Origin of the sequence: Anaerosalibacter massiliensis (assembly GCF_024623155.1) — a bacterium.
GTDB classification, from domain to species: Bacteria; Bacillota; Clostridia; order Tissierellales; family Sporanaerobacteraceae; genus Anaerosalibacter; species Anaerosalibacter massiliensis.
Map to the genome: position 1 here is coordinate 1 of NZ_JANJZL010000012.1, position 26077 is coordinate 26077.

Genomic DNA, 26077 nt, shown 5'->3' on the forward strand with positions numbered 1-26077 from the left:
GCTATACCTAAAATTAGACTAAGAAAAATATATTTAAATTTATGGAAACTTAGGTACTTCAGTTGTCAACTTGAACATAAAAAAAGAGGCGTTTCATAACTGATAAATCAGTTATGAAACAGCCCCTATTTTTATTATACTGGACTGATTTAATAAATTATTTAAATAAAATTTCAAAAAAATTGGGGAAAACTCAATTGAAGGTGGTATATATATAATGAACAATAATATAGAGCTTGGTTTAAATGTTCTAATGAATAAATATTTAAACTTTTGTGAAGATTAGTTCAAATTCATATTGCAATCTTCACTTCTAAAAGATATAATGAATGTATACCTTAAAGGTAAACATTTAAAAAATATTTTAAATAGAGTAAATGCCGTGAAATATATGGATTAGATGGGTTCTATTTGAGAAACTCTACTTGCGGCAGATTAGGAATGCGTTTTTATATATTCCTAAGAATCATATTCATGATAATGTATTGATCATAAAAAGGAGGTAAATTTATGTTTTTCAAGACTACGGTACAACATGAAGAATTGAGAACAAAAATTAGAAAGTTTGCTGAAGAAGAAGTTAAACCTATTGCATTTATGTTGGACCAGGAAAATAAATTTCCTAAAGAAGCTATTAAAAAGCTAGGTAAAATGGGGATGATGGGAATTCCATATCCAAAAGAGTATGGTGGAGCTGGTTTGGATGTAATAAGCTATGCAATTGCTGTTGAGGAGTTATCTAGAGTAGATGGTGGTACAGGTGTTATTCTTTCTGCACATACATCTTTAGGTGCATATCCAATTGCTGCCTACGGAACAGAAGAACAGAAACAAAAATATTTAGTTCCATTGGCAAAAGGGGAGAAAATAGGTGCCTTTGGCTTAACTGAAGAAAATGCTGGTAGTGATGCTGGGGGTACAGAAACTACTGCTGTTTTAGAAGGGGATCATTATATTTTAAATGGTGAAAAGATCTTTATTACTAATGCAGGTGAAGCTGATATTTATATTGTATTTGCAGTTACTACACCAGGAATAGGCACTCGTGGTATAAGTGCATTTATTGTAGAGAAAGATTGGGAAGGTTTCACCTTTGGTGAACATTACGATAAAATGGGTATTCGTTCTTCTGCTACTGCAGAGCTGATTTTCAACAATGTAAAAGTTCCAAAGAAAAATCTATTAGGTAAAGAAGGCGAAGGTTTCAAAATTGCTATGTCTACATTAGATGGTGGGCGTATTGGTATTGCAGCCCAGGCCCTTGGTATTGCACAAGGTGCTTATGAAAATGCATTAGAGTATGCAAAAGAAAGAGTTCAATTTGGCAAGCCTATTGCTCATAATCAGGCTATATCTTTTAAATTAGCTGATATGGCGACAAAGCTTAGAGCATCTAGATTCCTTGTTTATAGTGCAGCAGAACTAAAGGAAAACAATGAGCCTTATAATATGGAAGCAGCTATGGCAAAACAATATGTTTCTGATGTTACTCTTGAGATTGTCAATGATGCCCTTCAAATATTTGGTGGAAGTGGTTATTTGAAAGGTATGGAAGTTGAACGTGCTTATAGAGATGCTAAAATTTGTACAATATATGAAGGAACTAATGAAATTCAACGTATTGTTATTGCTTCTCATATTATTGGTAAGATGCCAAAAACTGAAGCTAAAGTTTCTCAAGGTGGACCTGCTACAGGTTATCGTAAGAAGAAGATTTTCAAAGAAGGAACTCCTAAGGAACAAGTTGATGCTCTTGTAGAAGAATTGAAGAAAGAGGGATATGATTTCACAGTTGGAATTCCTCTTGATACTCCTATTAGCAAGGCTGAAAGGGTAGTCAGTGCAGGTCTAGGTATAGGAGAAAAAGAGAATATGAAGCTTATAGAAGATTTAGCAGTTCAAGCTGGTGCAGCTATAGGTTCTTCTCGTCCAGTAGCTGAAAATCTTAAGTATTTACCATTGAATCGTTATGTTGGTATGTCAGGTCAAAAGTTTAATGGAAATCTTTATATTGCCTGTGGTATTTCAGGGGCAGGACAGCATTTGAAGGGTATAAAGAATGCTACTACAATTGTTGCAATAAATAATGATCCTAATGCAAAAATTTTCAAGAATGCAGATTATGGTATTGTAGGAGATTTGAAAGAAATATTGCCATTATTAACTGCTGCTTTAGATAATGGAGAACCTAAGAAGGAGGCACCACCTATGAAGAAGATGAAGAGGGCTGTTCCAAAGAAAGTTGTTCCAAACTGGAAACATCATGTATGTAATGGATGTGGTTATGAATACGATCCAGGTGTAGGTGATCCTGAAGGTGAAGTACGTCCAGGCACATTATTTAATGATATACCTGAAGAATGGACTTGTCCAGCTTGTGGTGAAGAAAAAGATATGTTTATAGAAGCTTAATCTTTATAATAAATATATAAAAAAATATATTTTTAACGTAAAAGGAGGATTAGTATATGTATTGTGTTAGGGAAATAACTGAGGATCTTTATTGGGTTGGAGGAAATGATCGCCGTCTTGAACTATTTGAAAACATACATCCCATCCCAAAAGGTGTTTCATACAATTCTTACTTACTTTTAGATAAGAAGACTGTATTATTTGATACTGTAGATTGGTCAATCTGTCGTCAATTTCTTGATAATATTAAAGGGGTTTTAGGTGATAGACCTTTAGATTATATGGTAATTAACCATATGGAGCCAGATCATGCAGCTTGTATTGAGGAGGTTATTCTTCGCTATCCAGATGTAAAGATCATATGCACTGATAAAGCCTTTATGTTTATGAATCAATTTGGTTTCCATGTTGGTGACAGGGTAATAGAAGTCAAAGAAGGAGACACTATGTCCTTTGGGAAACATGAAGTTGTATTTGTATCTGCTCCAATGGTACATTGGCCAGAAGTTATGGTAACATATGATACTACTAATGGTGTACTATTTTCTGCTGATGCTTTTGGTACTTTCGGTGCTTTAGATGGTAAGTTATTTAATGATGAAATGGATTTTGATCGTGATTGGTTAGATGAGGCAAGAAGATATTATACTAATATTGTAGGTAAATATGGTCCTCATGTTCAATCTTTGCTAAAGAAAGCTAGTGATCTTGATATTAAGATGATATGTCCACTACATGGACCAGTATGGCGCACTGATTTAGAATATTTTATTGATAAATATGATAAATGGAGTAGATATGAACCAGAGGAAAAAGGTGTAATGATTGTATATGCATCAATGTATGGCAATACAGAGGCTGCTAGTGAAGATTTAGCAAGAAGATTGGTTGAAAAAGGAATGACAAATGTAGTTATGTATGATGTTTCAAATACTCATGTTTCCTATTTGATTTCTGAAACATTTAAATACAGCCATATAGTTCTTGCTGGAGTAACTTATAATTTAAATATTTACCCACCAATGCTTAATTATCTTATGGACATGAAATCATTAAATCTACAAAAACGTACTGTTGCTATTATTGAAAATGGTTCATGGGCTCCTCAATCTGGTAAATTGATGAGAGAACTTTTAGATGAAATGAAAGAAATGACTATTTTAGATGAAGAAATGTCGATAAGTTCTGCTATAACTGAAGAGGATGCAGACTCAATGGACGATCTTGCTGATAGTATTATAGACTCAATGAAATAATTTTAGAAAGAATATAAATTAGGAACCGACTCATGGATTTTATACATGAGTCGGTTTTTTGATACTAAAATATTTAATTGCAAAAAGGAAGGAGAAAGCATTTCTAATGGTTTAATTTTCTCAATATTGTGGATATAAGATTAACTTTGTGGATAAATATATAATGAACAATAAGCTTATCCACAAAGTTTATTTTAAGTCTGAAAAAGCAGTAAAACTCTAATAGGATATGTTTATTTATCAGTTATCTAAAGATAATATTTATTGTTATTTACAAGAGGAAATAATCTTACAATATTTGTTTTCAACTAAAAAAGAGTAAATTTTCTATACCCTTAATATTAAATCATCTACCTAAACCCTTAAAAAATCTGCTAAGGCAACTGCTTTATTAAAAAAAGGGTTTTGTTTTGCTCCTCAAAATCCCTCCTCTAAAATTATTTATTGATTTTATAATTTAAAAATAACATATAATTATACAATTTCATATTCATATTTAATATCTTTTTCTGCCAAATCATTTACTATATTTTTTACTTCTAGTCACTTATTAACCCGAGTTACCTTTGATGGGTTAGATTAAGTTTGAGTTAAAGATAAGAGATATAATTTCTAATAAAAAATATAAAAAAGTGTGCACTTGCACACTTTACCACATTAAAATATAGAAGTTTATACACAGGGAAAGAAACAATATTTGTTGAATAAGACTGAATAAAGTTATAAATATGGAGATTTAATAAAAACAAAATATTCGAAATATTTATTATTAAGATGTTTGCTAAAAACATTATTGCAAGGAGGTCAAAAAATGATATTGAAACAAGTACTAGAAATTTACGAATTACTTGATAAACCTAATGCAAATGGTAAAGAAGTTGCAGAATTTTTTAAATCTAGAGGGTGCCAAAATGTAAAGGTAAAAACTATAGAAGGAGAAAAGGGAAGTACTGATTTTATAAAAATAGTCATTGAAGGCAAAAATGGCAAACTTTCTGGAGGAAATGCTCCTACTTTAGGCATTATTGGAAGACTTGGAGGATTAGGAGCGAGACCTGAGCTTGTAGGATTTGTATCTGACGGAGATGGGGCTTTGACTGCTTTGTCTGTAGGGCTTAAGTTAGTTGATATGCATAATAATGGAGATGTTTTGAATGGAGATGTAATAGTAACTACTCATATATGTCCAGATGCTCCTACTCAAGAACATTATCCTGTTCCATTTATGGATTCTTCAGTAGATATGGAAGTTATGAATGAATCAGAAGTTGTAGAAGAAATGGATGGAATTTTATCTATTGATACTACAAAAGGGAATGAAATTTTAAATTATAAAGGATTTGCTATATCTCCTACAGTTAAGGAAGGATATATTTTAAAAGTAAGTGATGACTTATTATCTATAATAAAGAGAACAACAGGGAAAATGGCTAATGTATTTCCTCTTTCTATTCAAGATATTACTCCTTATGGAAATGATTTATATCACTTGAATAGTATTTTACAGCCAGCTACTGCTACAAAAGTACCAGTTGTAGGAGTAGCTATTACAACAGAAACTTCCGTAGCAGGATGTGCTACTGGTGCTACAAGTCCTTATGATGTTGAGGTAACAGGTAGATTTGCAGTAGAGGTGGCTAAAGACTTTGGAGAAGGAAGATGTGCATTTTATGATGAAGAAGAGTTTAAAAAAATAATTAGTTTATATGGAAGTAATGAAAGATTCCAAAAGAAATCTACGAAATAATTAATTTATTGATTTTAACTTTGAAAAATCCCAAATTAAAGGAGGAAAAAAATGAATAGGAGAAAGAAAGGCTTATTATTTATTTTAGTAGCAATAATGGTATTATCCTTTACCTTAACAGGCTGTGGGAAGAACAAAAGTGATAAAAAAGCTGGAGGAGATAAAGAAGGGGGTACTTTAACAATTGCCCTTTCATCTACACCTAAAAATTTAGATCCAGTAAAGTACACAGGTGTTTATGAAGGAAATATTATTCGTTCTATTGGTGATACTTTAGTGTTCTATGATAAAGAGCTTAAAGAAGTTATTCCTGGATTAGCTACAGAGTGGGAAATTTCTAAAGATTTAAAAGAATACAAATTTACTCTTAGAGATGATGTGTATTTTCAAAAAGGTAAATATCAAGATGGAAGAAAGATGACTGCTGAAGATGTTAAATATAGTTTAGAGCGTTCAGAAAAAGAATCAGCTATGGGTAGACTTAGAATGCTTGACCATGTAGAAGTTGTTTCAGATAATGAAATAATTGCATATTTGAAAGAGCCAAATGCTGCATTTTTGACAGTATTAACAGATTCAGGCAATATAATTGTTCCCAAAGAAGAGGTAGAAGGTTGGGGAGATGAATTTGGATTACATTTAGTTGGTACTGGTTCATATGCATTTAAGGAATGGCGTAAAGATGATTGCGTAATATTAGAAAAAAATGAAAAATATTGGGGTTCAAAACCTAATTTAGATCAAGTAGTATTTAAGTTTATTTCTGATACCAATATGAGAGCAAATGCTCTTAGAACTGGTGAAATAGATGTTGCTACAGATTTGCAAGGAGAAAGTATAGAAGCTATTAAAAAGGATGAGAAATTAGAAATAAGAGAAAAACCAGGTATGAAAGTGTCTTTTGTATCTATGAATTTGAAAAATGGACCAACTAAGGACAAGAAAGTTAGAGAAGCTATTCTTTCTGCAATTGATGTAGATGCATTAGTTAAGGGATTGTATTCATGGGATGAAGCAGAAAGAGCATATTTACCTCTTCCTCCAGGATCTTGGGGATATGATAAATCTATTGAAGAATTAGTTCCTAAATATGATCCTGCAAAAGCTAAGAAATTATTAGCTGAAGCTGGCTATCCTAATGGAGGATTTGAACTTAATATTTATATTACTGATGACCCAATGAGAGTTAAAATGGCTACAATTATCCAAAGTGATTTAAAAGAAAATTTAAATATAGACCTAAAAATTAATACTGCTGAATGGGGAACTTTTAGTGATGTTGCATCTAAAGGAAAGGCTGATTTATATGGAATGTCTTGGGCTTGGTATCCAGATCCAGATTTTTTCTTATATCAAATGTTCCATAGTGCTCAAATTGGTTCATTAGGAAATGGACAAGGTTTTGAAAATGCAAAGGTAGATGAACTACTAAATAGAGCAGTTTCTGAAACGGGCAATCAAGAAGAAAGAGCAAAACTTTATCAAGAAGCTCTTAAAATAATTGCAGAAGAATACCCAAGATTAGATTATTCAAATGAAAAAGTAATTTATGGAATGAACAAGAAGGTAAAAGATTTTGTACTGTTTGGTGATAATCAAATATTTATAAACCATCCAGAATTTAATGTTTATAAAGAAAAATAGGAATCAGCAGAGATTTGCAAATGGATTTTATGTTTGTAAATCTCTGCGACCTTTTAAAGAGAGGTGAAAAATTTGCTTAAATATACATTAAAAAGATTATTGCAGTTGATCCCTACATTATTAATAGTGGTACTTATAATATTTGTCATAACTAGAGTTGTACCTGGTAATCCAGCAGCTGTAATGCTAGGACCTCAAGCTAGTGTTCAAGATGTAGAAAAATTAGAGGAAGAATTAGGTTTAAACAATAGTATTTGGACTCAAATGCTAGATTATTTAAAGGGTTTACTAAAAGGAGATCTTGGTAAATCCTATTACTATAATGAACCTGTAATAGATATTATTAGTGAAAGATTTCCAAATACTTTATTGTTATCTGTTTTTAGCATGTTTTTAAGTCTATTAATTGGGATTCCAGCAGGAGTTATATCTGCTACAAAACAGTATTCTAAATTTGACTATATAACTATGGTTTTAGCTTTAATAGGTATTTCAATGCCTGTATTTTGGCTAGGACTAATGCTTGTATTAATTTTTAGTGTAAAACTTGGTTGGTTACCTTCAGTAGGTATAGGGGAGGCAGGCTTTATAGATGGACTTAAACATATAATTTTACCTGGTTTATCTCTAGCAATTATATCTGCTGGAGTGTTTGCAAGATTTACTCGTTCAAGTATGCTAGATATTATTAAGGAAGATTATATAAAGACTGCTAGAGCAAAAGGATTAAGGGAAAAGATAGTTATTTGGAAACATGCTTTTAAAAATGCATTGCCACCTATTATCACTATTATAGGTATTCAATTTTCTTCTTTACTTTCTGGTGCTATACTTACTGAAACTATTTTTAGCTGGCCAGGAATGGGAAAATTGATTGTAGATTCTATTGAAAAAAGAGATTATTCCTTGGTACAAGGAGGAGTACTCTTTGTTGCCTTCGTATATGTAGTTATTAATCTAATTGTAGATATTAGTTATGCTTTATTAAATCCAAAAGTTAGAGCAGAATTTGAAGGTACTAAGGAAGGGGGTAAGTAATGAGGATGGAAGATATGAAAAGACATGATGAAATAGATGAAGAAACTTTATTAAACTTGGAGATTATGAAAAAAGAAGAAAAAGCCAACAGTTTTATTAAGAAATTATTGAGAAACAAAACAGCTGTTGTTGGGATGATAATTATAACCATAACTATTATATCTGCTATATTTTCTCCCTTTCTTTCAACCCATGACCCTAATAAGGTAAACACCGAAGAAGCTTGTTTAAAACCTGGTGAAAATGGTCATATATTTGGAACTGATGAATATGGTAGAGATTTATATAGCCGTATAGTATATGGTTCAAGAATATCTATAATAGTTGGAGTATGTGCAACCACTTTAGGTGCAATATTGGGAATCATACTTGGAATAATTTCTGGTTATAAAGGAGGAATTACAGATACAATTATAATGCGATTTGTAGATGGAATGTTTGCTTTCCCTTTTATATTATTAGCTATAGTAATGATGACTGTATTTGGTAGTGGATTGCAAAATGTTGTACTTGCCATTGGTATTGCTAATATACCAAGTTATGCTCGTATTGTAAGAGGACAAGTTCTTATTGTAAAAAAACAGGAGTATTGCCAAGCATTAATAGCCCTAGGGGCATCTAATAAAAAAATAATAATAGATCATATTTTTCCTAATATTTTATCTCCTATTATTGTATATGGGACTTTAAATATTGCGGGAGCAATAATAAGTGAGGCTGCTCTTAGTTTTCTAGGTTTAGGAATACAACCACCAACTCCATCTTGGGGAAATATTTTGAAATCTGGAAAGGATTATTTAATTACAGCTCCCCATATAGCAACATTTTCTGGACTGGCTATATTAGTGACTGTTTTAGGTTTCAATTTATTTGGTGACGGAGTAAGAGATGCTTTAGATCCAAAATTAAAACAATAACTAATAATATTCAATAACGGGTGGTGAAAAAATGGAAGAGAAACTTTTAGAAGTAAAGGATTTAAAAACTTATTTCCATACTTCTTCTGGAGTAGTAAAGGCAGTAGATGGAGTAAGTTTTAGTATAGATAGAGGTAAAACTTTAGGAATAGTAGGTGAGTCTGGCTCAGGAAAAAGTGTAACAGCTTCAACTATTATGGGACTTATACCTTCTCCACCGGGGAAAGTAGAAGGTGGAGAAATTATATTTGAAGGAAATGATATATTAAAAATTCATAAAGAAGAACTTTTAAATATACGAGGAAAAGATATTGCAATGATATTTCAGGATCCAATGACAGCTCTTAATCCAGTTTTCACAGTAGGATATCAAATTACTGAAGCTATTTTAGCTCATAGAGATATATCAAAAAAAGATGCAAAGAAAATTGCTATTAATGCTTTAGAAATGGTAGGAATACCAGATGCAAAATCCAGATATAAATGTTATCCTCACGAGTTTTCAGGGGGAATGAGACAAAGAGCTGTTATCGCTATGGCTATAGTGTGTGATCCAAAACTTCTTATTGCTGATGAACCTACTACAGCTTTAGATGTAACTATACAAGCTCAGATATTGGATTTAATGAAAGAATTACAAAAAAAGTTAAATACATCTATTTTAATAATTACTCATGATTTAGGTGTAATATGGGAAGTGTCAGATTATGTAATGGTGATGTATGCTGGAAGAACTGTAGAATATACAGAAACTAAGACTCTTTATAAAAATGCAAAGCATCCATATACTTGGGGATTATTAGATTCAATTCCCAAGTTAGAAAGTGATAGTGATAAGATGTTAAATACTATAGAAGGTAATCCTCCTGATTTAAGATCTACAGGGAAAGGATGCAATTTTGCTGGAAGATGTCCTTATGCTAAAGATATTTGTAAAAAGTCACCTCCAAAATTAGTGGAGGTAGAACCTAAACATTTTGTGGCATGCTATTTCCAGACAGAAGATACTAGCCTTGGAAAGGGGGGCCAGATTAAAAATGAGTGAAGTTATATTAGAAGTAGAAAATTTAAAAAAATATTTTCCTGTAACAAATGGGAAGCTTTTTGGGAGAACTAATTATTTAAAAGCTGTGAATGATATATCCTTTACTATTGAAAAAGGGAAGACTTTAGGACTTATAGGGGAATCTGGCTGTGGCAAATCTACTGTTGGAAAGACAATAATAGGTTTAAATAATATTACAGACGGAGTTATAAAGTTTAAGGGGAAAGATATAGGTAGTTTAAATAATAAAGAAATGAAACCTTTAAGAAAAGATATTCAAATGATATTTCAGGATCCCTATTCTTCATTAGATCCAAAAAAGAAAATTGGATATTCTGTTAAAGAACCTTTAGATATTCATAATATTGGGGAGGAGGGGGAAAGACAAGATAAGGCTAGACAACTTTTAGAAATGGTAGGCCTTAGCTATTATTATATGAATAGGTATCCCCATGAATTTAGTGGTGGACAGAGGCAGAGAATAAATATAGCTAGGGCTCTTACTTTAGATCCAGAACTAATAATTTGTGATGAACCAACTTCTGCGTTAGATGTTTCCATACAAGCTCAGGTTTTAAATATTTTCAAACAATTGCAAGAAAAATTTGATTTAACTTATTTATTTATATCTCATAATTTAAGTGTAGTGAAATATTTAAGTGATGATATTGCAATTATGTATTTAGGAAAAATAGTTGAAATAGGTGATGTAAAGGAGATATATAAAAATCCTCTTCATCCTTATACAAAAGCACTATTTTCAGCTATTCCTACTGAAGATCCTAACATAATAAAAGATAGAATTAATCTTAAGGGGGAAATACCTAGTCCATTAAATCCTCCTTCAGGATGTAAATTTCATAATAGGTGTCCTCATAAGATGAAAGTTTGTGAAGAAGTAGATCCTAATTTAATAAATGTAGATGTTAATCATAAAGTTGGGTGTCATTTATATAAATAAAGTTTCAGGAGGGATGAAAATGGATATTAAGCAAAATCTTTGGAAGAAAGTTGATGAAAAAAAAGAAGAATTAATAGATTTAACCTCAAAACTCATTTCAATTAATTCGGAAAATCCACCAGGAAATATGGAAGAGATAACCTTTTTTATATGTGATTATCTAAAAAGAAAAGGTATAGATTATAAGGTTTTAAGTCCAATGGAAGATAAGCCAAATATAATAGCTAGAATGGGAAATAAAAAGGGCAAGACTTTAATTTTTAACGGACATAGTGATGTAGTACCAGTAGGAGATTTGTCAAAATGGGATTTTGAACCTTTCTCTGGAGAAGTAAGGGATGGGAAAGTATTAGGTAGAGGTACCTCCGATATGAAAGGTGGCTTAGCAGGAGTACTATTTGCTATGGGAGTTTTAAAGGATGAAAATATAGATATTAATGGTGAAATAATATTGACTGTAGTACCAGATGAAGAAACTGGAGGAGATTTCGGAACTAAATGGCTAGTGGAAAATGATTATGTAAAGGGAGATTATTGTATTGTTGCTGAACCTACAGATATTGATAATATTGAGGTAGGACAAAGGGGGAAAATATTAGTAAAATTATATTCTGAAGGGGTCTCGGCTCATGGTAGTTTATCTCCCTATGTGGGCCAAAATGCTATTTTGAAACTAACAAAGGTTTTAAATGAATTATATAAATTAAATAAATTGACTGGGAATTACGATGATGAGATACAATCTGTTATTGATGAATCAAAGAAAGTAGCTAAGAAATGCTTAGGTGTAAAAGGTGTGGAAAATATTATTGATCATGTAACAGTTAATATAGGAAAAATAGAAGGTGGAACTACCGTTAATATGGTAGCTGACTATGCAGAGGCAGATTTAGATATTAGAACACCTCTAGGGGTTTCTTCAATAGATGTACTAAATGTACTGGAAAAAATATTAAATGATTTAAAACTAGATAATATAACCTATGAATTTCTATGGACTTCAGAGCCCAATAATGTATCTGTAAAAAGTAATTTAGTTCAATCAGTAAAGAAAAATGCAGAATCTGTAGTAGGTAGAAATGTTACTGCTACTTATCAATGGGCATCTAGTGATGCAAGATATTTTAGAGAAGCAGGTATAGAAACTATTCAATATGGTGCTGCCAATACAGAAGGCATTCATTCCTACAATGAAACAGTAAATATTCAAGACTTAATTGATGGAGCAAAAGTTTATTTGGGGGCAGTTGTAGATTTATTATAATAATTTTAAAAGAAAGGAGAAAGAATATGATTCTTTTTAAAAACTGCTCTATTGCTGATGTGAAAAATGGCAGATTTATTGATAGAGATATATTAATTGAAGGAGAGAAGATAAAAGAGGTTAGTAACAATATAGATATATTAGATGAAAATATAGAGATTATTGATATAAAAAATAATAAAGTATTTCCTGGGTTTATAGATGGTCATTCCCATATAGGAATGTGGACATTAAACTATAATGGAAATGATGCTAATGAATGCATACAGCCTATGACTCCATCTTTAAGAGCTATAGATGGATTAAATCCACAAGATAGGGCTTTTGAGTCTGCCTACAAGGCAGGTATAACTACAATTATGATTTGTCCTGGAAGTGGAAATGTAATAGGAGGACAAGCTGCTATTATAAAATCTTGTGGAAAAACAATAGAAGAAAAACTTATGAAATTTCCTGCAGCATTGAAGGTAGCTTTAGGAGAAAATCCTAAAAATGTTTATTCAGAATTAAAAATGTCTCCTAGCAGTAGAATGTCTACAGCTTCTCTTTTAAGAGAAAAATTTGAGAAAGCAAAGCTATATTTAGAAGAAAAAGAACAAGGAAAGTTAGTAGAATATGATATGGACTTAGAAGCAATAATTCCTGTTATGAAAAAAGAAATTCCTTTAAAAATACACAGTCACAGAAGTGATGATACTATTACTGGAATAAATATTGCTAAAGAATTTGGTTTAAAAGCTACACTTGACCATTGCACAGAAGGATATTTAATAATTGATAAATTGAAAGAAGTAAATTTTCCTATTATGGTAGGTCCATTATTTTCTTTTAGAACAAAGGATGAAGTAAAAAATGCTACTTATGAAAATCCTATTGAATTAATAAGGAATGGTTTAAATATATCAGTTGTTTCAGATCACCCATTTTCTAACTGTGAGTACCTTCCTATATATGTAGGGTTATTAGTAAAGTATGGGATGGATTATTTTGATGCAATAAAAACAATTACTATTAATCCTGCAATGGCATTAGGAATAGATAATAGAGTTGGAAGTATTGAATCTGGCAAAGATGGAGATTTAGTAATATTTGATGGAGATCCTCTTGAGATTTCTACTAAAACTTTATTAACTATGATAAATGGACGAATAGTTTATAGGGCTAATAAATAGAAAGGTAGGAGAAAAAATGCTTCTTTTAAAAAATGGAAAAATATTTACTATGACTTCTAATAGAGTTATATATGGAGATATTCTAATAGAAGGTGGAAAGATTAAAGAGATAAGCAATAATATTTCTAATGTTGAAGCCAAGACAATAGATTTAAAAAATAGCATAGTTATGCCTGGACTTATTGATGCTCATAGTAGTTTAGGGCTTATTGAAAATGGAGTGGGTTTTCCAGGAAATGATTTAAATGAAAAAGCTGATAATATGACTCCTCAGCTAAGAGTTGAAGATGGGATAAATATATTAGATAAAAGTTTTGAAGAAGCAGTAAAAAATGGTATTACTTCTACATTAATATGTCCTGGCTCTGAACAAGTAATTGGGGGACAGTGTTCTGTATTTAAAACTTATGGGAAAAGTATAGATGAAATGAATTATAAAAATTTTGCTGCTCTTCAAATAAATTTAGGAGATAAAGTTAAAAGTTCAAACCAAAATAAAATAGAAATGCCTATGTCTAGAATGGGAATAGCCTATATTATTAGGAATCTTTTTAAAGAAGGGACTGAATATATTAAGAGAAATAATAATATTTCATACAAAGATTACAATGTAAAATATGAAAGTTTAAAATCAGTATTATTAAAGAAAATTCCAGTGATATTTTCGGCAGATAAAGTAGAGGATATTTTGACTGCAATAAATATTGGAGAGGAATTTGGTTTGAATATTATACTTCAGTCTTGTACAGAAGGATATTTAATCGTTGAAGAATTGAGAAAAAGAAATATTCCAGTATTATTAGGACCTTATCTTACAGACTATTCTAATTTGGAACTAGTAAATAGAAGCTGTAAGACACCTTGTACTTTATCAAAGTCTGGTATATTAACTTGTATAGTTACTAATCATCCTGATGTTCCTATAGACTTATTAACAATAAATGGAGGAATTGCTGTTAAAGAAGGAATGGATTATGGAGAAGCTCTAAAATCTATAACTATTAATCCAGCAAAAGTATTAGGAATAAGTGATAAGGTTGGAAGTATAAGTGAGGGAAAAGATGCAGATATTGTGGTGTTTAATGGAGATCCATTAAAAGTTAGAACAAGAACTTTATTGACTATAATAAATGGGCAAATTGTCTATGAAGGATAGGTGATAGCTATGGATAAATTAGCAGTATTAACAATAGGGCAATCTCCTAGAGTAGATGCAATACCTGATATTAAAGATGCATTAGGTAGTGAAATACAAATAGTTGAATTTGGTATTTTAGATAGATTTAGTGAAGAGGAGGCTATAGAAAGTCTTTATCCTTCAGATGGAGATAGGGTTTTAGTGAGTAGATTGAAATCAGGCAGAGGAATAAAAATGGCTGAGAAGAAGGTCCATGAATTAGTTCAAGAAACTCTAACCTATATAGAAGAAGATGGGATAGATAAAATACTATTACTTTGTACAGGTAAGTTTCCTAACTACAAGTATAATGGATTATTAATAATGCCCTATGAAATAACTCATGGGGTGGTAAAGATACTAGCTAAGGGAAAGAAAATAGGTATAATAGTACCTAATGAAGAACAAGTAGAGAGTTCTATTAAACTTTGGAAAGAAACAGGAATGGAAGTGGTGGCTAAAAGTGCATCTCCCTATGAAGAAGAATTAGAAAAACTTGAAAACATAGCTAATCAGTTTAAAGATGAAGATGTACTTTTCATAGTCTTAGATTGCATGGGTTATTCCAAAGATATGAAAAAAATTGTCCAAGAAAGAAGTGGAAAACCAGTTATTCTTTCAAGGACTTTAATAGTACGAATTTTAAAAGAATTATTTTGATAAGGAATATATGTCATGAATTTTTAAGCCTAGTTGTAATAATAATCTATTTTGAGAATTATCTAGGTCATAGCCAGTTACTTGGGATAGGCGATCCATTCTTTTATAGAGAGTATTCCTATGAATGTACATTGTTTCAGCAGATTCTGTTATGCTAAAGTTAAAATCTACTAATACTTTAAGGGTCTCTAAAAGGTCAGCGTTATTTTCTTTATCATAGTTTATAATTTTTTTAATAGTAATATTATATATTCTTTCTATTATAGGGTTATTTGTAAGACTATATATTAGGTGGTAAAGAATTAGGTCATTATAAGGATAAATATTTTTAGTCCCTTTAAAAATATCTGAGCCTATTTTTAAGCTGAATACTGCATCATTATATGCATATTTTAATTTATCTATAGGCTCATAATAACGGCTTATTCCTATAGAGAATTTATATTCAGGAATATAAAGCTCTAGTTGCTGAATTAGCTTACTAAAATTATCTATTTGTGTGGAATCAGGTGTATCATCTTTTGTTTGAATAAAGACTATTCCCTTATTATCAATTATATAATAGTCTTCTGGATATCTACTTTTTGCAATACTTAATGTTTTATTCATTATATTATTAGGAATAGTAGTTTGACTTGAAAAATTGTTATTAGTATTTTTTAAGGGATGAATCTTAAGAATCCATACAAATAATTTTTGTTCATATTGAAATTGGAGTTTATCTCCTTGAGCTTTGATAAAATTTTTATCTTGATAAAGGCCATATAATAAGTTATGAATAAATTCTTCTTTTGATTTTTCATGGAACATTTGTCCTTTATTATAAGTAAGTATATTTATTATTATATGAGGAATTATCACATTAGCTAACTCATCTATTATTTTCATTTCTTTCTCTTTTTCTTTTAGGATAAAACATAAAAATCCTAAATTTTTTTGAGGAATTTTTAGAGGATAGAGAATATAATATTCCTTATCATGTAAAACTATTTGATTTGTAAAACTGTGTTTATTATTTATATTGCTAGTTAATAAGCTGTATATTTTGTCTATTGGTATTTTACGTTTTTTAGCATCATGTTCAGGTTTTGAATAATTTATTATTTGAAAATCTTCTGCAAAAAGAACTACGGGCTTATCAATATAAATGTTTAATAAACTTAGTATATTGTCCATAGTAAAGTAATTACTATTTTTTAGAGCATTTAAATTTAAGCTAAACTGGTCAAAAAAACATTCGTTTGCATAATTTTTTGGAATTATTCTACTAACTATATTTTTAAAAGTTGTAGAAGTAGAAAAAATAAATATAGGGAAATCTAAATCATTATTTAATATATCAATATCTTTTAGTGCATTATCTATATTATCAATAGGTGATTGGTTACATACTATTCCTAAGGCAGAGATATTTTTTTTATTTAATAATTCTACAGTATTAAATATATTAAGATTATTTTTTTCAAAGATGTAGTTATTAACTAGTAGAAATGAGTTTTTTTCTATTTTGTATAAATGTTCTGGAACATCAATTATGTCTATATGATCTATATCTTTATTCAAATCAAAATTTTTATTTAAAAGCTTAATTTCCTTTGGTGAATATTTTATACTAATAAGTTCTTTTATTTTCATTATATGCTCGGCTCCTTTTTTAAATAATTAGCAATATGAGAATAAGAATAGAAAATTTTAAAATAGATGATTTTATCTAATATAGAGTTTTCAAAAGATTTAAAAAATATTATTTTTATTTTACATTAGGAAGATTATAAAATCAATATGTAATTTAACAAAATCTGATTTATATATCATTTTACAAAAGCTATAAACTTTTATTATTGGTTGACGATATATATAATGCATAGGAAATTTTAATTATAAAAACATAAAAACTATTAACTTTTATTTATCTTTGCCGATATGTATAGTATAGAAAAATTAAATATTATTTATCATGTTAATAAGCCATATAGGCTTGTTATATATAACTAAATGCGAAAAAGGAGTTTCGCAAAATAAAAATTTCAAGGAGGAAGAAAAATGAGAATTAATAACAACATGATGGCAATGAATGCCAACAGACAATTAGGTATCAACAATACAGGAACAGCTAAATCCTTAGAAAAATTATCATCAGGATTTAGAATCAACAGAGCAGGAGACGACGCAGCAGGACTAGCAATATCAGAAAAAATGAGAGGTCAAATCAGAGGATTAAACATGGCTTCCAAAAATGCTCAAGATGGTATTTCATTAATCCAAACTGCAGAAGGTGCATTAGATGAAACTCATGCAATCCTTCAAAGAATGAGAGAGTTAGCAGTTCAATCAGCTAATGATACAAATGTTGAAGTAGATAGAGGTGAAATTCAAAAGGAAATAGATCAATTATCAGCAGAACTTACAAGAATAGCTGATACTACAGAATTCAATACTCAAAACTTATTAGGTGGAGATTTTAGTGGTAAGTTCCATGTTGGAGCTAATTCAGGACAAAACGTTGATTTAGCTATTGGTAATATGAGTGCTGAAGCGTTAAATGTTCAAGGAGTAGTATATGATGCAACAGATGTTGAAGATGTTGAAGGTCTTCAAGTTAGAAGTAAAACTGGTGATGCCCTAGAAATTGAGTATAAAGCTCTAGGAGGAGATGCAGAAATAAAAGAAACAACAGCAGAGTTTGATGCTGAGAGTGGTAAGATAACTATTACTCTTGCACAAGATGATGCTAATCAAGGTACTGCAACTCATGCTGATATAAAGGCTGCATTGGAATCTGTAGCTGAAAAAGCTGGAATATCAATTTCCACAACAGATGATTTTGCAAAAGATACTGTAGCTACAGCAGCTCCAGCAGCAACAACAGTAAATGTAGCTGATGTAGACGAAGAAGCTAGTAAAAAAGTAGGAATTAACGTTTCTAGTCAAGAAGCGGCAGATGCAGCAATAACTACTATAAATAAAGCAGTTGAAACTGTTTCATCTGAAAGATCTAAACTTGGTGCTATGCAAAATAGATTAGAACATACTATCAAGAACTTAGACAATGCTTCTGAAAATCTACAAGCAGCAGAATCAAGAATTAGAGACGTAGACATGGCAAGAGAAATGATGGAATTTACAAAACAAAACATCTTACAACAAGCTTCAACAGCTATGTTGGCTCAAGCAAATAGCCTTCCTCAAGGAGTATTACAACTTTTAAGATAGTGTGACATTAGAACGTTTTATTTGCCACATAAAGATGAGGAAACTATTTACGGGTCCCTCAAAGAGTAATTTTTGAGAGAAAATTGGGTGAATTGCTGGAACTTCCTAAAGCTCTACTTCCTACAACGTAGTTGGAAACAGCAAACGTGAAAGGTTTAGAATAGTAGAGATGAAACAATGGATAATCAGCAGCCAAGCTCCTGTACTGAAAAGTTGGAGAAGGTTCAACGACTAGGATATACCACCTAAGGTTTTGCTATGGTGATGAAGTCTATAGGAGAAGAGGTCCTCCAAAGTGCCCAACAGCCACAATATTATGGTTGAAGATATAGTCTGGCATATATTGAAAGATATGTGATGGTCCGCAAGCAAACCAAGCACCTCAAACAGTACTACAATTATTAAGATAATTAGGAAACAAAATTTAAGCCGAGAATTTCTCGGCTTAAATTTTACCTTCTTTTTGCTTATCTTTTTTCCCTGTTTGCATTTTTTTATATATTTTATTCATATATTCTTCACTTTTTTTAAGCCCAAGTTTTGAAGCCTTAGTTCTCAGAGTTGATTCTGTATATCCTAATTTTTTAGCTAATTTATTATTATCAGAATTAGGATATTCATTTTTCATGATTTGTTTTTTTTCATTTAAATTATATTTTGAGATGTTACCACCTTCCATATATACAAACATATGTTTTGCATATTATATCATATTGTATTATATATATCTAGCGTGCTTATATATTTTCATGTAACTTTTAAAATTAGATATTTGATTATTACAAAAATTTAAGCACAAATTTATGCAAAATTTTGATACTTTCTTAAGAAAGTATGTTATTGTATATATGATTTCAAATACTTTCATATTAAAATTAATGTAGATATTATCTTTATATTAATTACTATTTAAACTTAATAAGTCAAAATTTTATTAAAAGGAGTGATTAAATTTATTAAGTTTTAACTGTACATAATAAGGAAGTTTAGCAATTATATAGATTGTAAATTTAAAATAGGCTTAATACATTTTAATGTAGGAGGGGGAAAATAGTTGAAAGAGAAGGCTATAGTGAAATCTATAAATAAAGAATCTTTCTTTTGGTTATTTGGTATTTTTATTTTTTTTGGATTATTTATCCATGTTATGGGAGCAGCTAATATGTTTAAAACAATGATGGCCACTGCTCATGATTTAATTCTAAATACAGCTTTTTTTATTATGGGAGTTGCTGTGCTTTCTAGTGCTTTTTCATCTATATTATCTGAGTTTGGAATTGTTGCTATTATTAATAATATATTAAGTCCTATTATAAAACCTTTGTTCAATCTTCCTGGAGTAGCAAGTCTTGGAATATTGACGACTTATCTTTCTGATAATCCAGCAATTATTTCTTTAGCACATGAAAAGGATTTCAAGAAGTATTTTAAGAAGTATCAGCTTCCTGCTATTACAAACTTAGGTACATCTTTTGGAATGGGACTTATAGTATCAACTTTTATGATGGCCCAAGCTAAAAATGGTGAGAATTTTTTAGCTCCAGTTGTAATAGGAAATATAGGTGCTTTTATAGGAAGTATAGTAAGTGTAAGATTGATGCTAAACTATACCAAGGAGATTTACGGTACAGAAGAATATGTGTTTTTTGGTGAAGATAGTTCTTATGATATAACGAAATGTAGGGAAATAAGATCAGGAACTACATTACAAAGGTTCCTTGAAGCAATACTTGATGGAGGAAAGGTAGGAGTTGATTTAGGATTATCTGTTATTCCAGGAGTTGTGATTATTTGTACATTTGTAATGATGTTTACTAATGGTCCATCTGCAAGTGGAATGTATACAGGTTCAGCTTATGAAGGTATAAGAGTACTTCCTTGGATAGGAGAAAAGTTAAAGTTTATATTATATCCGCTTTTTGGGTTTAAAAATCCTGAATCAATAGCATTTCCAGTTACTTCTTTAGGTTCTGTAGGGGCAGCTCTAGGGCTTGTAACAAAATTTTTAGCAGAGGGTCTTATTGGTAAAAATGAAATAGCAGTATTTACAGCTATAGGAATGTGTTGGAGCGGATATTTAAGTACTCATGTAGCAATGATGGATGCATTAGATATGAGGGAATTAACAACTAAGGCCATTATTAGTCATACTATAGGAGGATTATGTGCAGGTATAGTTGCCCATTTCATCTATCTTATATATTCTATTATATAATAATATGTTTTGAATATTATTAGTTATATTTTAATATTACAAACAGGAAGTAATACTAGGTTGAATTTTAGCATGGGAGTTAGAAAGAGCATACGAAAACAATGTTAAATAGTATTAAGCTATTGTAAATTATATTTATAAAATTGTTGGAATATATGTTTATCATATAATAAACATATAGAGAAGGATATAAAGGAACAATTAGAAGCTATAAATAATAAGGAAATACTAAATGAACTAGCTAGAAATGCAGTCAAGACTAAATTATTAGAAGAATTTAAAGAACCATTAGATAAGACATTAGAATAAATTCAGGAATCTTATAGGATTTCATTTTGGATTTTAGGCAGTACTACTGCTAAAAATTGCCTTGTATGTTTAAATATATTAAGTGGAAAATACATATGAGGTGATGATATTGAAAGAAAAGAAAAAGGATAAAAAAAATAATAAGAATTTTTTCAAACAAATGAATTATGAAATTGCTGGCGAACATGGCATAATAGATAATGAAGATATGAAAAACAATAGAAAATTAAATAATAAAGATAGGCAAGATCAAAAAGATAATAAAAAATAAATAGAACCCTAGTTGCTATAAATTATAGTGACTAGGGTTAATAACTTTATTTTAATACATTTTTATAAAACTTGTAGGATATTTTATTTTACTATAATATAGGGATATATATTTTCTGTACATAACTTACTTATCATTAGTGAAGTAATATGTAATAGATTTAGAAATTTTACTTATGTATAATTTTATTAGAAAGGGTTCGTATAACTATGAATAAAAGACAATGTGATTTATTAAAAAGTTAATAATTCAGAAGAAATATATGCCTATGAAGTATTTTTCTGACATATTAAACATATCAAGGAAAACGGTATTAAATGATATTGATGAAATTGAAAAAATTATTAATCCTATTGGTGCTAAGATAGATAGGAAACAAGGAATAGGCATAAGGATATACTATACTCCGTCTCAATTAGATGAATTGAATAATGTACTAAACAATATTAAAGTTTCTAACAAAGACAATGATTTAGAATATAGAAGAATACAGATTTTATTGAACTTACTTATCCCTACTAGTGAATATACTACAATTCAAAAACTTTCAGACGAACATATGGTGAGTAGAACCTCTATTAATAATGACTTAGATGAAATCCAAAAGATATTAGATATATACAATTTAAGTCTATCAAAAACATTAAAGGGAACAAGAATAGTTGGTAGTGAAATAAATATTAGAAAAGCTTTGGTTTCTATAGTTCAAGAATATGGAAAGACTAATCCTGATTATATTGTTGAGTATCAGAACATTCGCCATAAAGAACTTAATATTGATGAAATCAATACTATACTAAACAAGGAATCTGTTTTCTTTTTTGAAGAATTATTGAATGAATTAGAAAATAAATTGAAACTGGTAATATATGAACCTTATTATACAAATCTGCTAACCCATTTAGTAATTATGACAAATAGGATTATTAATGGGAATTATATTGATGATATTTTAGATTTAAATGAATCTGTATTGGTAGTGGATGAAGAATTGTATAGTAGTGCTGTTTATCTAATAAAGGAAATAGAAAAGAAATTTAATATTGAGATTGACAAGCAAGAAATAGTATACATATATAAACACTTAATATCAATAGGGCTAAGCCATGACAATAAGGATGATAATAATGAAAAGAATATTAAGGAATTTGATTTGCCACCAGCTCATTTTACAGAATATTTAATAGATATTGTATCACAAATGTCAAATACTAACTATAGATTAAGGCCTAATTTATACGATAGATTGTTGCTACACATTAAGCCTATGCTAAATAGAATAAAATATAATATTCAGATTAAGAACCCTTTGTTAAATGATTTTTTGAGAGAATTTGAAGAAGAGTTTTTTATAATGAAGATTGCTTGCTTTTTAGCTTGCAATAAATTTGGAATAAATAAGATAAATGACCATGAGGTATCCTATATTCTTTCTTATTTTATATCTGAAAACGAAAAAATTGTAGAGGCAATGAAAATAAAAATATTGGTTATTTGTCATAGTGGATATGGTACTAGCCAGTTATTAGCAGCTAGGTTGGAAAAGGCTTTTAATAATATTGAGGTAGTTAATATTGTTGCATCTAAATCAGTAGATAGTATTGATTTAGATAAAATAGATTTAATAGTTTCTACTGTAAATTTAGATATAGAACAACCGTATTTAATAGTATCTGCATTTTTAAATGAAATTGACAAGGAAAATATAAGAAATTATATAGAAATGATACTAGAGAACAAAAGAAAACTTTCCTCAAATAATCCTGTAAAAACAATCTCATTAGAAACTATTAATAGCTGCAAAGATATGGAAGAATTTAAGAAGTATTTTATTGAAGATAACTTAATCCATATAAAAAATAATACCTATGTATACCTTGTATATAGTGGACAAGATTCAGTTAAAAAATATGTATATGAACAGGATAATTCATGGAAGCATATATTTGCTATAAGGTATTCTAACTATGTATATTTATCAGAGGTATTAAGGCAGATTGCGGGGGGATGTTTAAATGAGGAAAGATAATATGGAAGACAAAAATATACTTAGTCTAGATAATATTATTTTAAATAGTAAACTACATTGTAAAGAAGAAGTTATTGATAAATTATTTGATATTCTAGTAGATTCAGGGGCTGTTTTAGATAAAAAAACGTTTATAGAGGACATATATGAAAGAGAAAGTAGAGGGTTTACTTTTGCTGGAGATTATTTAGCTATTCCCCATAGCTTTTCTAATTGTGTAGCTTGGCCTCAAATAGCTATTATTAGGACAAATAATGCTTTTGTATGGGATGAAAATGAAAATTTAGTAAAATTGGTTATTATGCTTGCTATTCCTGAAAGTACTGAGAGGGAAAAAGAATTAGAGATACTAAAAAATATTGTTTATTCATTAGGAGATGTGAATTTAGTTAAAGATTTATTGGAGGTCAATACAAAGGAAGAATTAATTAAACTTATTTATAGTTATGCTGATAATCAATAGGAGGTTATTATGAGAGTAAGTATATTTAAAAGAGGAATAGCTACAATACTTGATATTTATATATCATCAGTTTTGGCTCATATACCTATTTTATTAATTTATAGTATAGAAACTGGTGAAGTACAGATGACTAAGGAATTATCAGCTTTATCTACATTAAATGGAGTATTAGCTTGCATATTAGGAATTTTAATAGCCTTATTTTATTATGTAATATTACCTGTGTATAAATTTGATGGACAAACTTTAATGAAAAAAACATTAGGCTTTAAAGTAGTAAAGATGGATGGCAATAATGTAGATTTAAATACAATGTTTAAAAGAGAATTATTAGGTTCTATGATTTTAGAAGGCGGATTCGTAATTGGTGGAAGTTATTTAAGGCAATTAATATTAATAATTATTGGCTCAAAATCATTATATAAGGGACTTTTATATGTTTCTTTTGTAACTACGATTTTATCTATAATAATTATGATTTTTTCAAAGTCAAATAGGGCTATTCACGATTATATTGCAGGTACTAAAGTTTTAAATTTAAAAGATTAGTATATTAATTTTTTTATATATAAAACTATAATAATGGAGGTGGAAATGGTGAAAAAGATATATTTATTTTGTGATAATGGAATGAGTACAAGCATGATTGCTAAAAAGATGCAAGATGTTGGTGATAAGCACAAATTATCCATAGAAGTAAAGGCTTTTCCAATTAGAAATTTGGAGAAGATATTGGATGAGAAGAATCCTGACTGTGTATTATTAGGGCCTCAAGTTAGACATTTATTTGAGGATACTAAAAACAGAGTGAAAGATTATAATGTTCCAGTTGGAGTTATTGATTCCGTTGATTATGGAATGATGGATGGAGAAAAAGTGTTAAAAAAGTCAATAGTATTGATGAAAAAATATAAAGGTTAGGGGAGGTTAAAATGTTTGAAAAACTAGAGAAAGTTTTAATGCCTGTAGCAGATAGACTAGGTAAGAATAAAATTTTAGTTGCTATACGTGATGGTTTTTTGGTATCAACTCCATTGATAATTGTAGGGTCTCTATTTATTTTAATAGCAAATTTTCCAATACCAGGATGGTCTGAGTTTTGGGCAAGAATATTTGGAGAAGGATGGGAATCCTATTTATCTAATGTAGCAAGAGCAACTTTTGATATTATATCGTTATTAGCAGTTATTGGTATAGGATATTCTTATTCTAGAGAGATAGGAGCAGATAGAATACAAGGAGCAATTGTTTCTCTTGTGTCTTTTGTAATTTTGATGCCTACAATAATTGCATATGAAGGTGTAAAAGGGACTAAAACATTAAATGCTATAAGTTTTTCTTTTACAGGAACAAGTGGAATATTTTTATCAATGATTGTTTCAATTTTATCTGTTCGAATATTTAACTGGGCTTATAAAAAAGGCTGGACAATAAAGCTGCCAGAAGGAGTACCACCAGCTGTTTTTAATTCCTTTGCAGCTTTGATTCCAAGTGCTATAGTAATGTTTATATTTTTCCTAGTAAGAATTTTATTTGAGCTTACACCATATGAATCTGCACACAATTTTATATATACTGTATTGCAAGCTCCTTTAATGGGAGTAGGAAATAGTTTAGGTGCACAAATTGTTTATGTTGTATCTTGTTCTGTTTTCTGGTTCTTTGGAATAAATGGTCCTGCAGTTGCAAACTCAGTTTTCTCACCAATATTTAGAACTTTGTCAATAGAAAATTTAAAGGCTTTCCAAGCGGGACTAGCATTGCCACATATATATACAGGACAGTTTGTAGACTTATTCCAAACATTTGGTGGAGGAGGAAGTACTCTTTCCCTAGTTATACTTATGGTGACGGTTTGCAAATCTGAAAGAATTAAACAATTAGGTAAATTGTCCATTGTACCTGGTGTATTTGGTATTAATGAACCTATTATATTTGGCTTGCCAATTGTACTAAATCCTGTGATGATTATACCTTTTATAGGGGTTCCATTAATGAATACTATTTTGTCAGCTATAGCTTTTGAGAGTGGGTTCTTGCCTTATACAAATGGAGTTGAAATACCGTGGACAACACCTTTAGGATTTTCAGGATACTTATCAACAGGTAGTTTAAAGGCAGCATTATTTCAAGTTATATTAGTAGTATTAGGCTGTGTAGTCTACTATCCATTTATAAAGATACTAGATAAAAATTATCTAAAAGATGAGCAATCTCAAACAGAAGAAGATGAATTGGAAGATATTTCATTTGATGATATATCTTTAGATGATATTTAGGAGGT

The 26077-nt window shown here is 29.8% G+C and carries 22 protein-coding genes; 20 read left to right on the forward strand and 2 right to left on the reverse strand.

Going from position 1 to position 26077, the window contains the following annotated elements; all coding sequences use genetic code 11:
* The first annotated feature begins 510 nt into the window (after positions 1-510).
* From NSA23_RS13445 to NSA23_RS13500, 12 genes are all read left to right on the forward strand, one after another.
* On the forward strand, positions 511-2412 hold the full coding sequence (locus NSA23_RS13445; protein WP_257490612.1) for an acyl-CoA dehydrogenase family protein: 1902 nt from the start codon (positions 511-513) through the stop codon (positions 2410-2412).
* A 56-nt stretch (positions 2413-2468) separates the two neighbouring features.
* Positions 2469-3668, forward strand: a complete 1200-nt coding sequence (locus NSA23_RS13450; RefSeq protein WP_042679597.1) for an FprA family A-type flavoprotein — start codon at positions 2469-2471, stop codon at positions 3666-3668.
* Positions 3669-4479: 811 nt separating this feature from the next.
* Positions 4480-5415: a DUF1177 domain-containing protein gene (locus NSA23_RS13455; RefSeq protein WP_042679598.1), complete on the forward strand. Its 936-nt coding sequence runs from the start codon at positions 4480-4482 to the stop codon at positions 5413-5415.
* Between the two features lie 51 nt (positions 5416-5466).
* Positions 5467-7059 (forward strand): ABC transporter substrate-binding protein, encoded by a 1593-nt coding sequence (locus NSA23_RS13460; protein ID WP_257490613.1) that lies wholly within the window; start codon positions 5467-5469, stop codon positions 7057-7059.
* A gap of 72 nt (positions 7060-7131) precedes the next feature.
* Entirely contained in the window at positions 7132-8097 is a 966-nt protein-coding gene (locus NSA23_RS13465) for an ABC transporter permease (RefSeq protein ID WP_042679602.1), read from the forward strand.
* A complete protein-coding gene (locus NSA23_RS13470) occupies positions 8097-9014 on the forward strand; it encodes an ABC transporter permease (RefSeq protein WP_222704723.1) in 918 nt (305 codons plus the stop codon). Before NSA23_RS13465 ends, NSA23_RS13470 begins: the two co-directional genes overlap by 1 nt.
* A gap of 31 nt (positions 9015-9045) precedes the next feature.
* Positions 9046-10059 carry an ABC transporter ATP-binding protein gene (locus NSA23_RS13475; RefSeq protein WP_042679604.1) on the forward strand — a complete coding sequence of 338 codons (1014 nt, stop codon included), beginning with the start codon at positions 9046-9048 and terminating at the stop codon, positions 10057-10059.
* Positions 10052-11020 carry an ABC transporter ATP-binding protein gene (locus NSA23_RS13480; protein ID WP_042679606.1) on the forward strand — a complete coding sequence of 323 codons (969 nt, stop codon included), beginning with the start codon at positions 10052-10054 and terminating at the stop codon, positions 11018-11020. The genes NSA23_RS13475 and NSA23_RS13480 overlap by 8 nt, the downstream gene beginning before the upstream one ends.
* 19 nt (positions 11021-11039) lie before the next feature.
* On the forward strand, positions 11040-12284 hold the full coding sequence (locus NSA23_RS13485) for a M20 family metallopeptidase (RefSeq protein WP_042679608.1): 1245 nt from the start codon (positions 11040-11042) through the stop codon (positions 12282-12284).
* Between the two features lie 26 nt (positions 12285-12310).
* Positions 12311-13456: an amidohydrolase gene (locus NSA23_RS13490; protein ID WP_042679611.1), complete on the forward strand. Its 1146-nt coding sequence runs from the start codon at positions 12311-12313 to the stop codon at positions 13454-13456.
* A 16-nt stretch (positions 13457-13472) separates the two neighbouring features.
* Positions 13473-14612 carry an amidohydrolase family protein gene (locus NSA23_RS13495; protein ID WP_042679613.1) on the forward strand — a complete coding sequence of 380 codons (1140 nt, stop codon included), beginning with the start codon at positions 13473-13475 and terminating at the stop codon, positions 14610-14612.
* 9 nt (positions 14613-14621) lie between these two features.
* Positions 14622-15293, forward strand: coding sequence for an AroM family protein (locus NSA23_RS13500; protein WP_042679615.1), 672 nt, complete (start codon positions 14622-14624; stop codon positions 15291-15293).
* Here the strand turns inward: NSA23_RS13500 and NSA23_RS13505 are convergent.
* Positions 15285-16928: a helix-turn-helix domain-containing protein gene (locus tag NSA23_RS13505; RefSeq protein WP_042679617.1), complete on the reverse strand. Its 1644-nt coding sequence runs from the start codon at positions 16926-16928 to the stop codon at positions 15285-15287. The genes NSA23_RS13500 and NSA23_RS13505 overlap by 9 nt on opposite strands.
* Positions 16929-17336: 408 nt before the next feature.
* Between NSA23_RS13505 and NSA23_RS13510 the strand changes: the two genes are divergently transcribed.
* Positions 17337-18506: a flagellin N-terminal helical domain-containing protein gene (locus NSA23_RS13510; RefSeq protein ID WP_042679619.1), complete on the forward strand. Its 1170-nt coding sequence runs from the start codon at positions 17337-17339 to the stop codon at positions 18504-18506.
* A gap of 445 nt (positions 18507-18951) precedes the next feature.
* Here NSA23_RS13510 and NSA23_RS13515 read toward each other — a convergent pair whose 3' ends face one another.
* Positions 18952-19185 (reverse strand): hypothetical protein, encoded by a 234-nt coding sequence (locus NSA23_RS13515; RefSeq protein WP_147524967.1) that lies wholly within the window; start codon positions 19183-19185, stop codon positions 18952-18954.
* Between the two features lie 375 nt (positions 19186-19560).
* Here NSA23_RS13515 and NSA23_RS13520 point away from each other — a divergent pair, with 375 nt between their 5' ends.
* From NSA23_RS13520 to NSA23_RS13550, 7 genes are all read left to right on the forward strand, one after another.
* Positions 19561-20721 (forward strand): CD0519/CD1768 family membrane protein, encoded by a 1161-nt coding sequence (locus NSA23_RS13520; protein WP_042679623.1) that lies wholly within the window; start codon positions 19561-19563, stop codon positions 20719-20721.
* A gap of 418 nt (positions 20722-21139) precedes the next feature.
* Complete coding sequence (locus tag NSA23_RS13525) at positions 21140-21301, forward strand: hypothetical protein (protein WP_257490614.1); 162 nt, start codon at positions 21140-21142, stop codon at positions 21299-21301.
* A 244-nt stretch (positions 21302-21545) separates the two neighbouring features.
* Positions 21546-23330 (forward strand): BglG family transcription antiterminator, encoded by a 1785-nt coding sequence (locus tag NSA23_RS13530; protein WP_476726960.1) that lies wholly within the window; start codon positions 21546-21548, stop codon positions 23328-23330.
* Positions 23317-23793 (forward strand): PTS sugar transporter subunit IIA, encoded by a 477-nt coding sequence (locus tag NSA23_RS13535; RefSeq protein WP_222704724.1) that lies wholly within the window; start codon positions 23317-23319, stop codon positions 23791-23793. The genes NSA23_RS13530 and NSA23_RS13535 overlap by 14 nt, the downstream gene beginning before the upstream one ends.
* Positions 23794-23802: 9 nt before the next feature.
* Positions 23803-24342, forward strand: a complete 540-nt coding sequence (locus NSA23_RS13540) for an RDD family protein (RefSeq protein ID WP_042679627.1) — start codon at positions 23803-23805, stop codon at positions 24340-24342.
* 45 nt (positions 24343-24387) lie between these two features.
* Complete coding sequence (locus tag NSA23_RS13545; RefSeq protein WP_257490615.1) at positions 24388-24714, forward strand: PTS sugar transporter subunit IIB; 327 nt, start codon at positions 24388-24390, stop codon at positions 24712-24714.
* 11 nt (positions 24715-24725) lie between these two features.
* Positions 24726-26072: a PTS sugar transporter subunit IIC gene (locus tag NSA23_RS13550; protein WP_257490616.1), complete on the forward strand. Its 1347-nt coding sequence runs from the start codon at positions 24726-24728 to the stop codon at positions 26070-26072.
* Positions 26073-26077 lie beyond the last annotated feature (5 nt).

Bases quoted from the DNA above. Each gene is read 5' to 3' on its own strand.
- NSA23_RS13540 (WP_042679627.1), top strand. From the start codon at position 23,803: ATGAGAGTAAGTATATTTAAAAGAGGAATAGCTACAATACTTGATATT.
- NSA23_RS13505 (WP_042679617.1), bottom strand. From the start codon at position 16,928: ATGAAAATAAAAGAACTTATTAGTATAAAATATTCACCAAAGGAAATT.
- NSA23_RS13550 (WP_257490616.1), top strand. From the start codon at position 24,726: ATGTTTGAAAAACTAGAGAAAGTTTTAATGCCTGTAGCAGATAGACTA.
- NSA23_RS13475 (WP_042679604.1), top strand. From the start codon at position 9,046: ATGGAAGAGAAACTTTTAGAAGTAAAGGATTTAAAAACTTATTTCCAT.
- NSA23_RS13495 (WP_042679613.1), top strand. From the start codon at position 13,473: ATGCTTCTTTTAAAAAATGGAAAAATATTTACTATGACTTCTAATAGA.
- NSA23_RS13515 (WP_147524967.1), bottom strand. From the start codon at position 19,185: ATGGAAGGTGGTAACATCTCAAAATATAATTTAAATGAAAAAAAACAA.
- NSA23_RS13455 (WP_042679598.1), top strand. From the start codon at position 4,480: ATGATATTGAAACAAGTACTAGAAATTTACGAATTACTTGATAAACCT.
- NSA23_RS13470 (WP_222704723.1), top strand. From the start codon at position 8,097: ATGAGGATGGAAGATATGAAAAGACATGATGAAATAGATGAAGAAACT.
- NSA23_RS13490 (WP_042679611.1), top strand. From the start codon at position 12,311: ATGATTCTTTTTAAAAACTGCTCTATTGCTGATGTGAAAAATGGCAGA.
- NSA23_RS13500 (WP_042679615.1), top strand. From the start codon at position 14,622: ATGGATAAATTAGCAGTATTAACAATAGGGCAATCTCCTAGAGTAGAT.
- NSA23_RS13460 (WP_257490613.1), top strand. From the start codon at position 5,467: ATGAATAGGAGAAAGAAAGGCTTATTATTTATTTTAGTAGCAATAATG.
- NSA23_RS13545 (WP_257490615.1), top strand. From the start codon at position 24,388: ATGGTGAAAAAGATATATTTATTTTGTGATAATGGAATGAGTACAAGC.
- NSA23_RS13445 (WP_257490612.1), top strand. From the start codon at position 511: ATGTTTTTCAAGACTACGGTACAACATGAAGAATTGAGAACAAAAATT.
- NSA23_RS13510 (WP_042679619.1), top strand. From the start codon at position 17,337: ATGAGAATTAATAACAACATGATGGCAATGAATGCCAACAGACAATTA.
- NSA23_RS13480 (WP_042679606.1), top strand. From the start codon at position 10,052: ATGAGTGAAGTTATATTAGAAGTAGAAAATTTAAAAAAATATTTTCCT.
- NSA23_RS13450 (WP_042679597.1), top strand. From the start codon at position 2,469: ATGTATTGTGTTAGGGAAATAACTGAGGATCTTTATTGGGTTGGAGGA.
- NSA23_RS13485 (WP_042679608.1), top strand. From the start codon at position 11,040: ATGGATATTAAGCAAAATCTTTGGAAGAAAGTTGATGAAAAAAAAGAA.
- NSA23_RS13535 (WP_222704724.1), top strand. From the start codon at position 23,317: ATGAGGAAAGATAATATGGAAGACAAAAATATACTTAGTCTAGATAAT.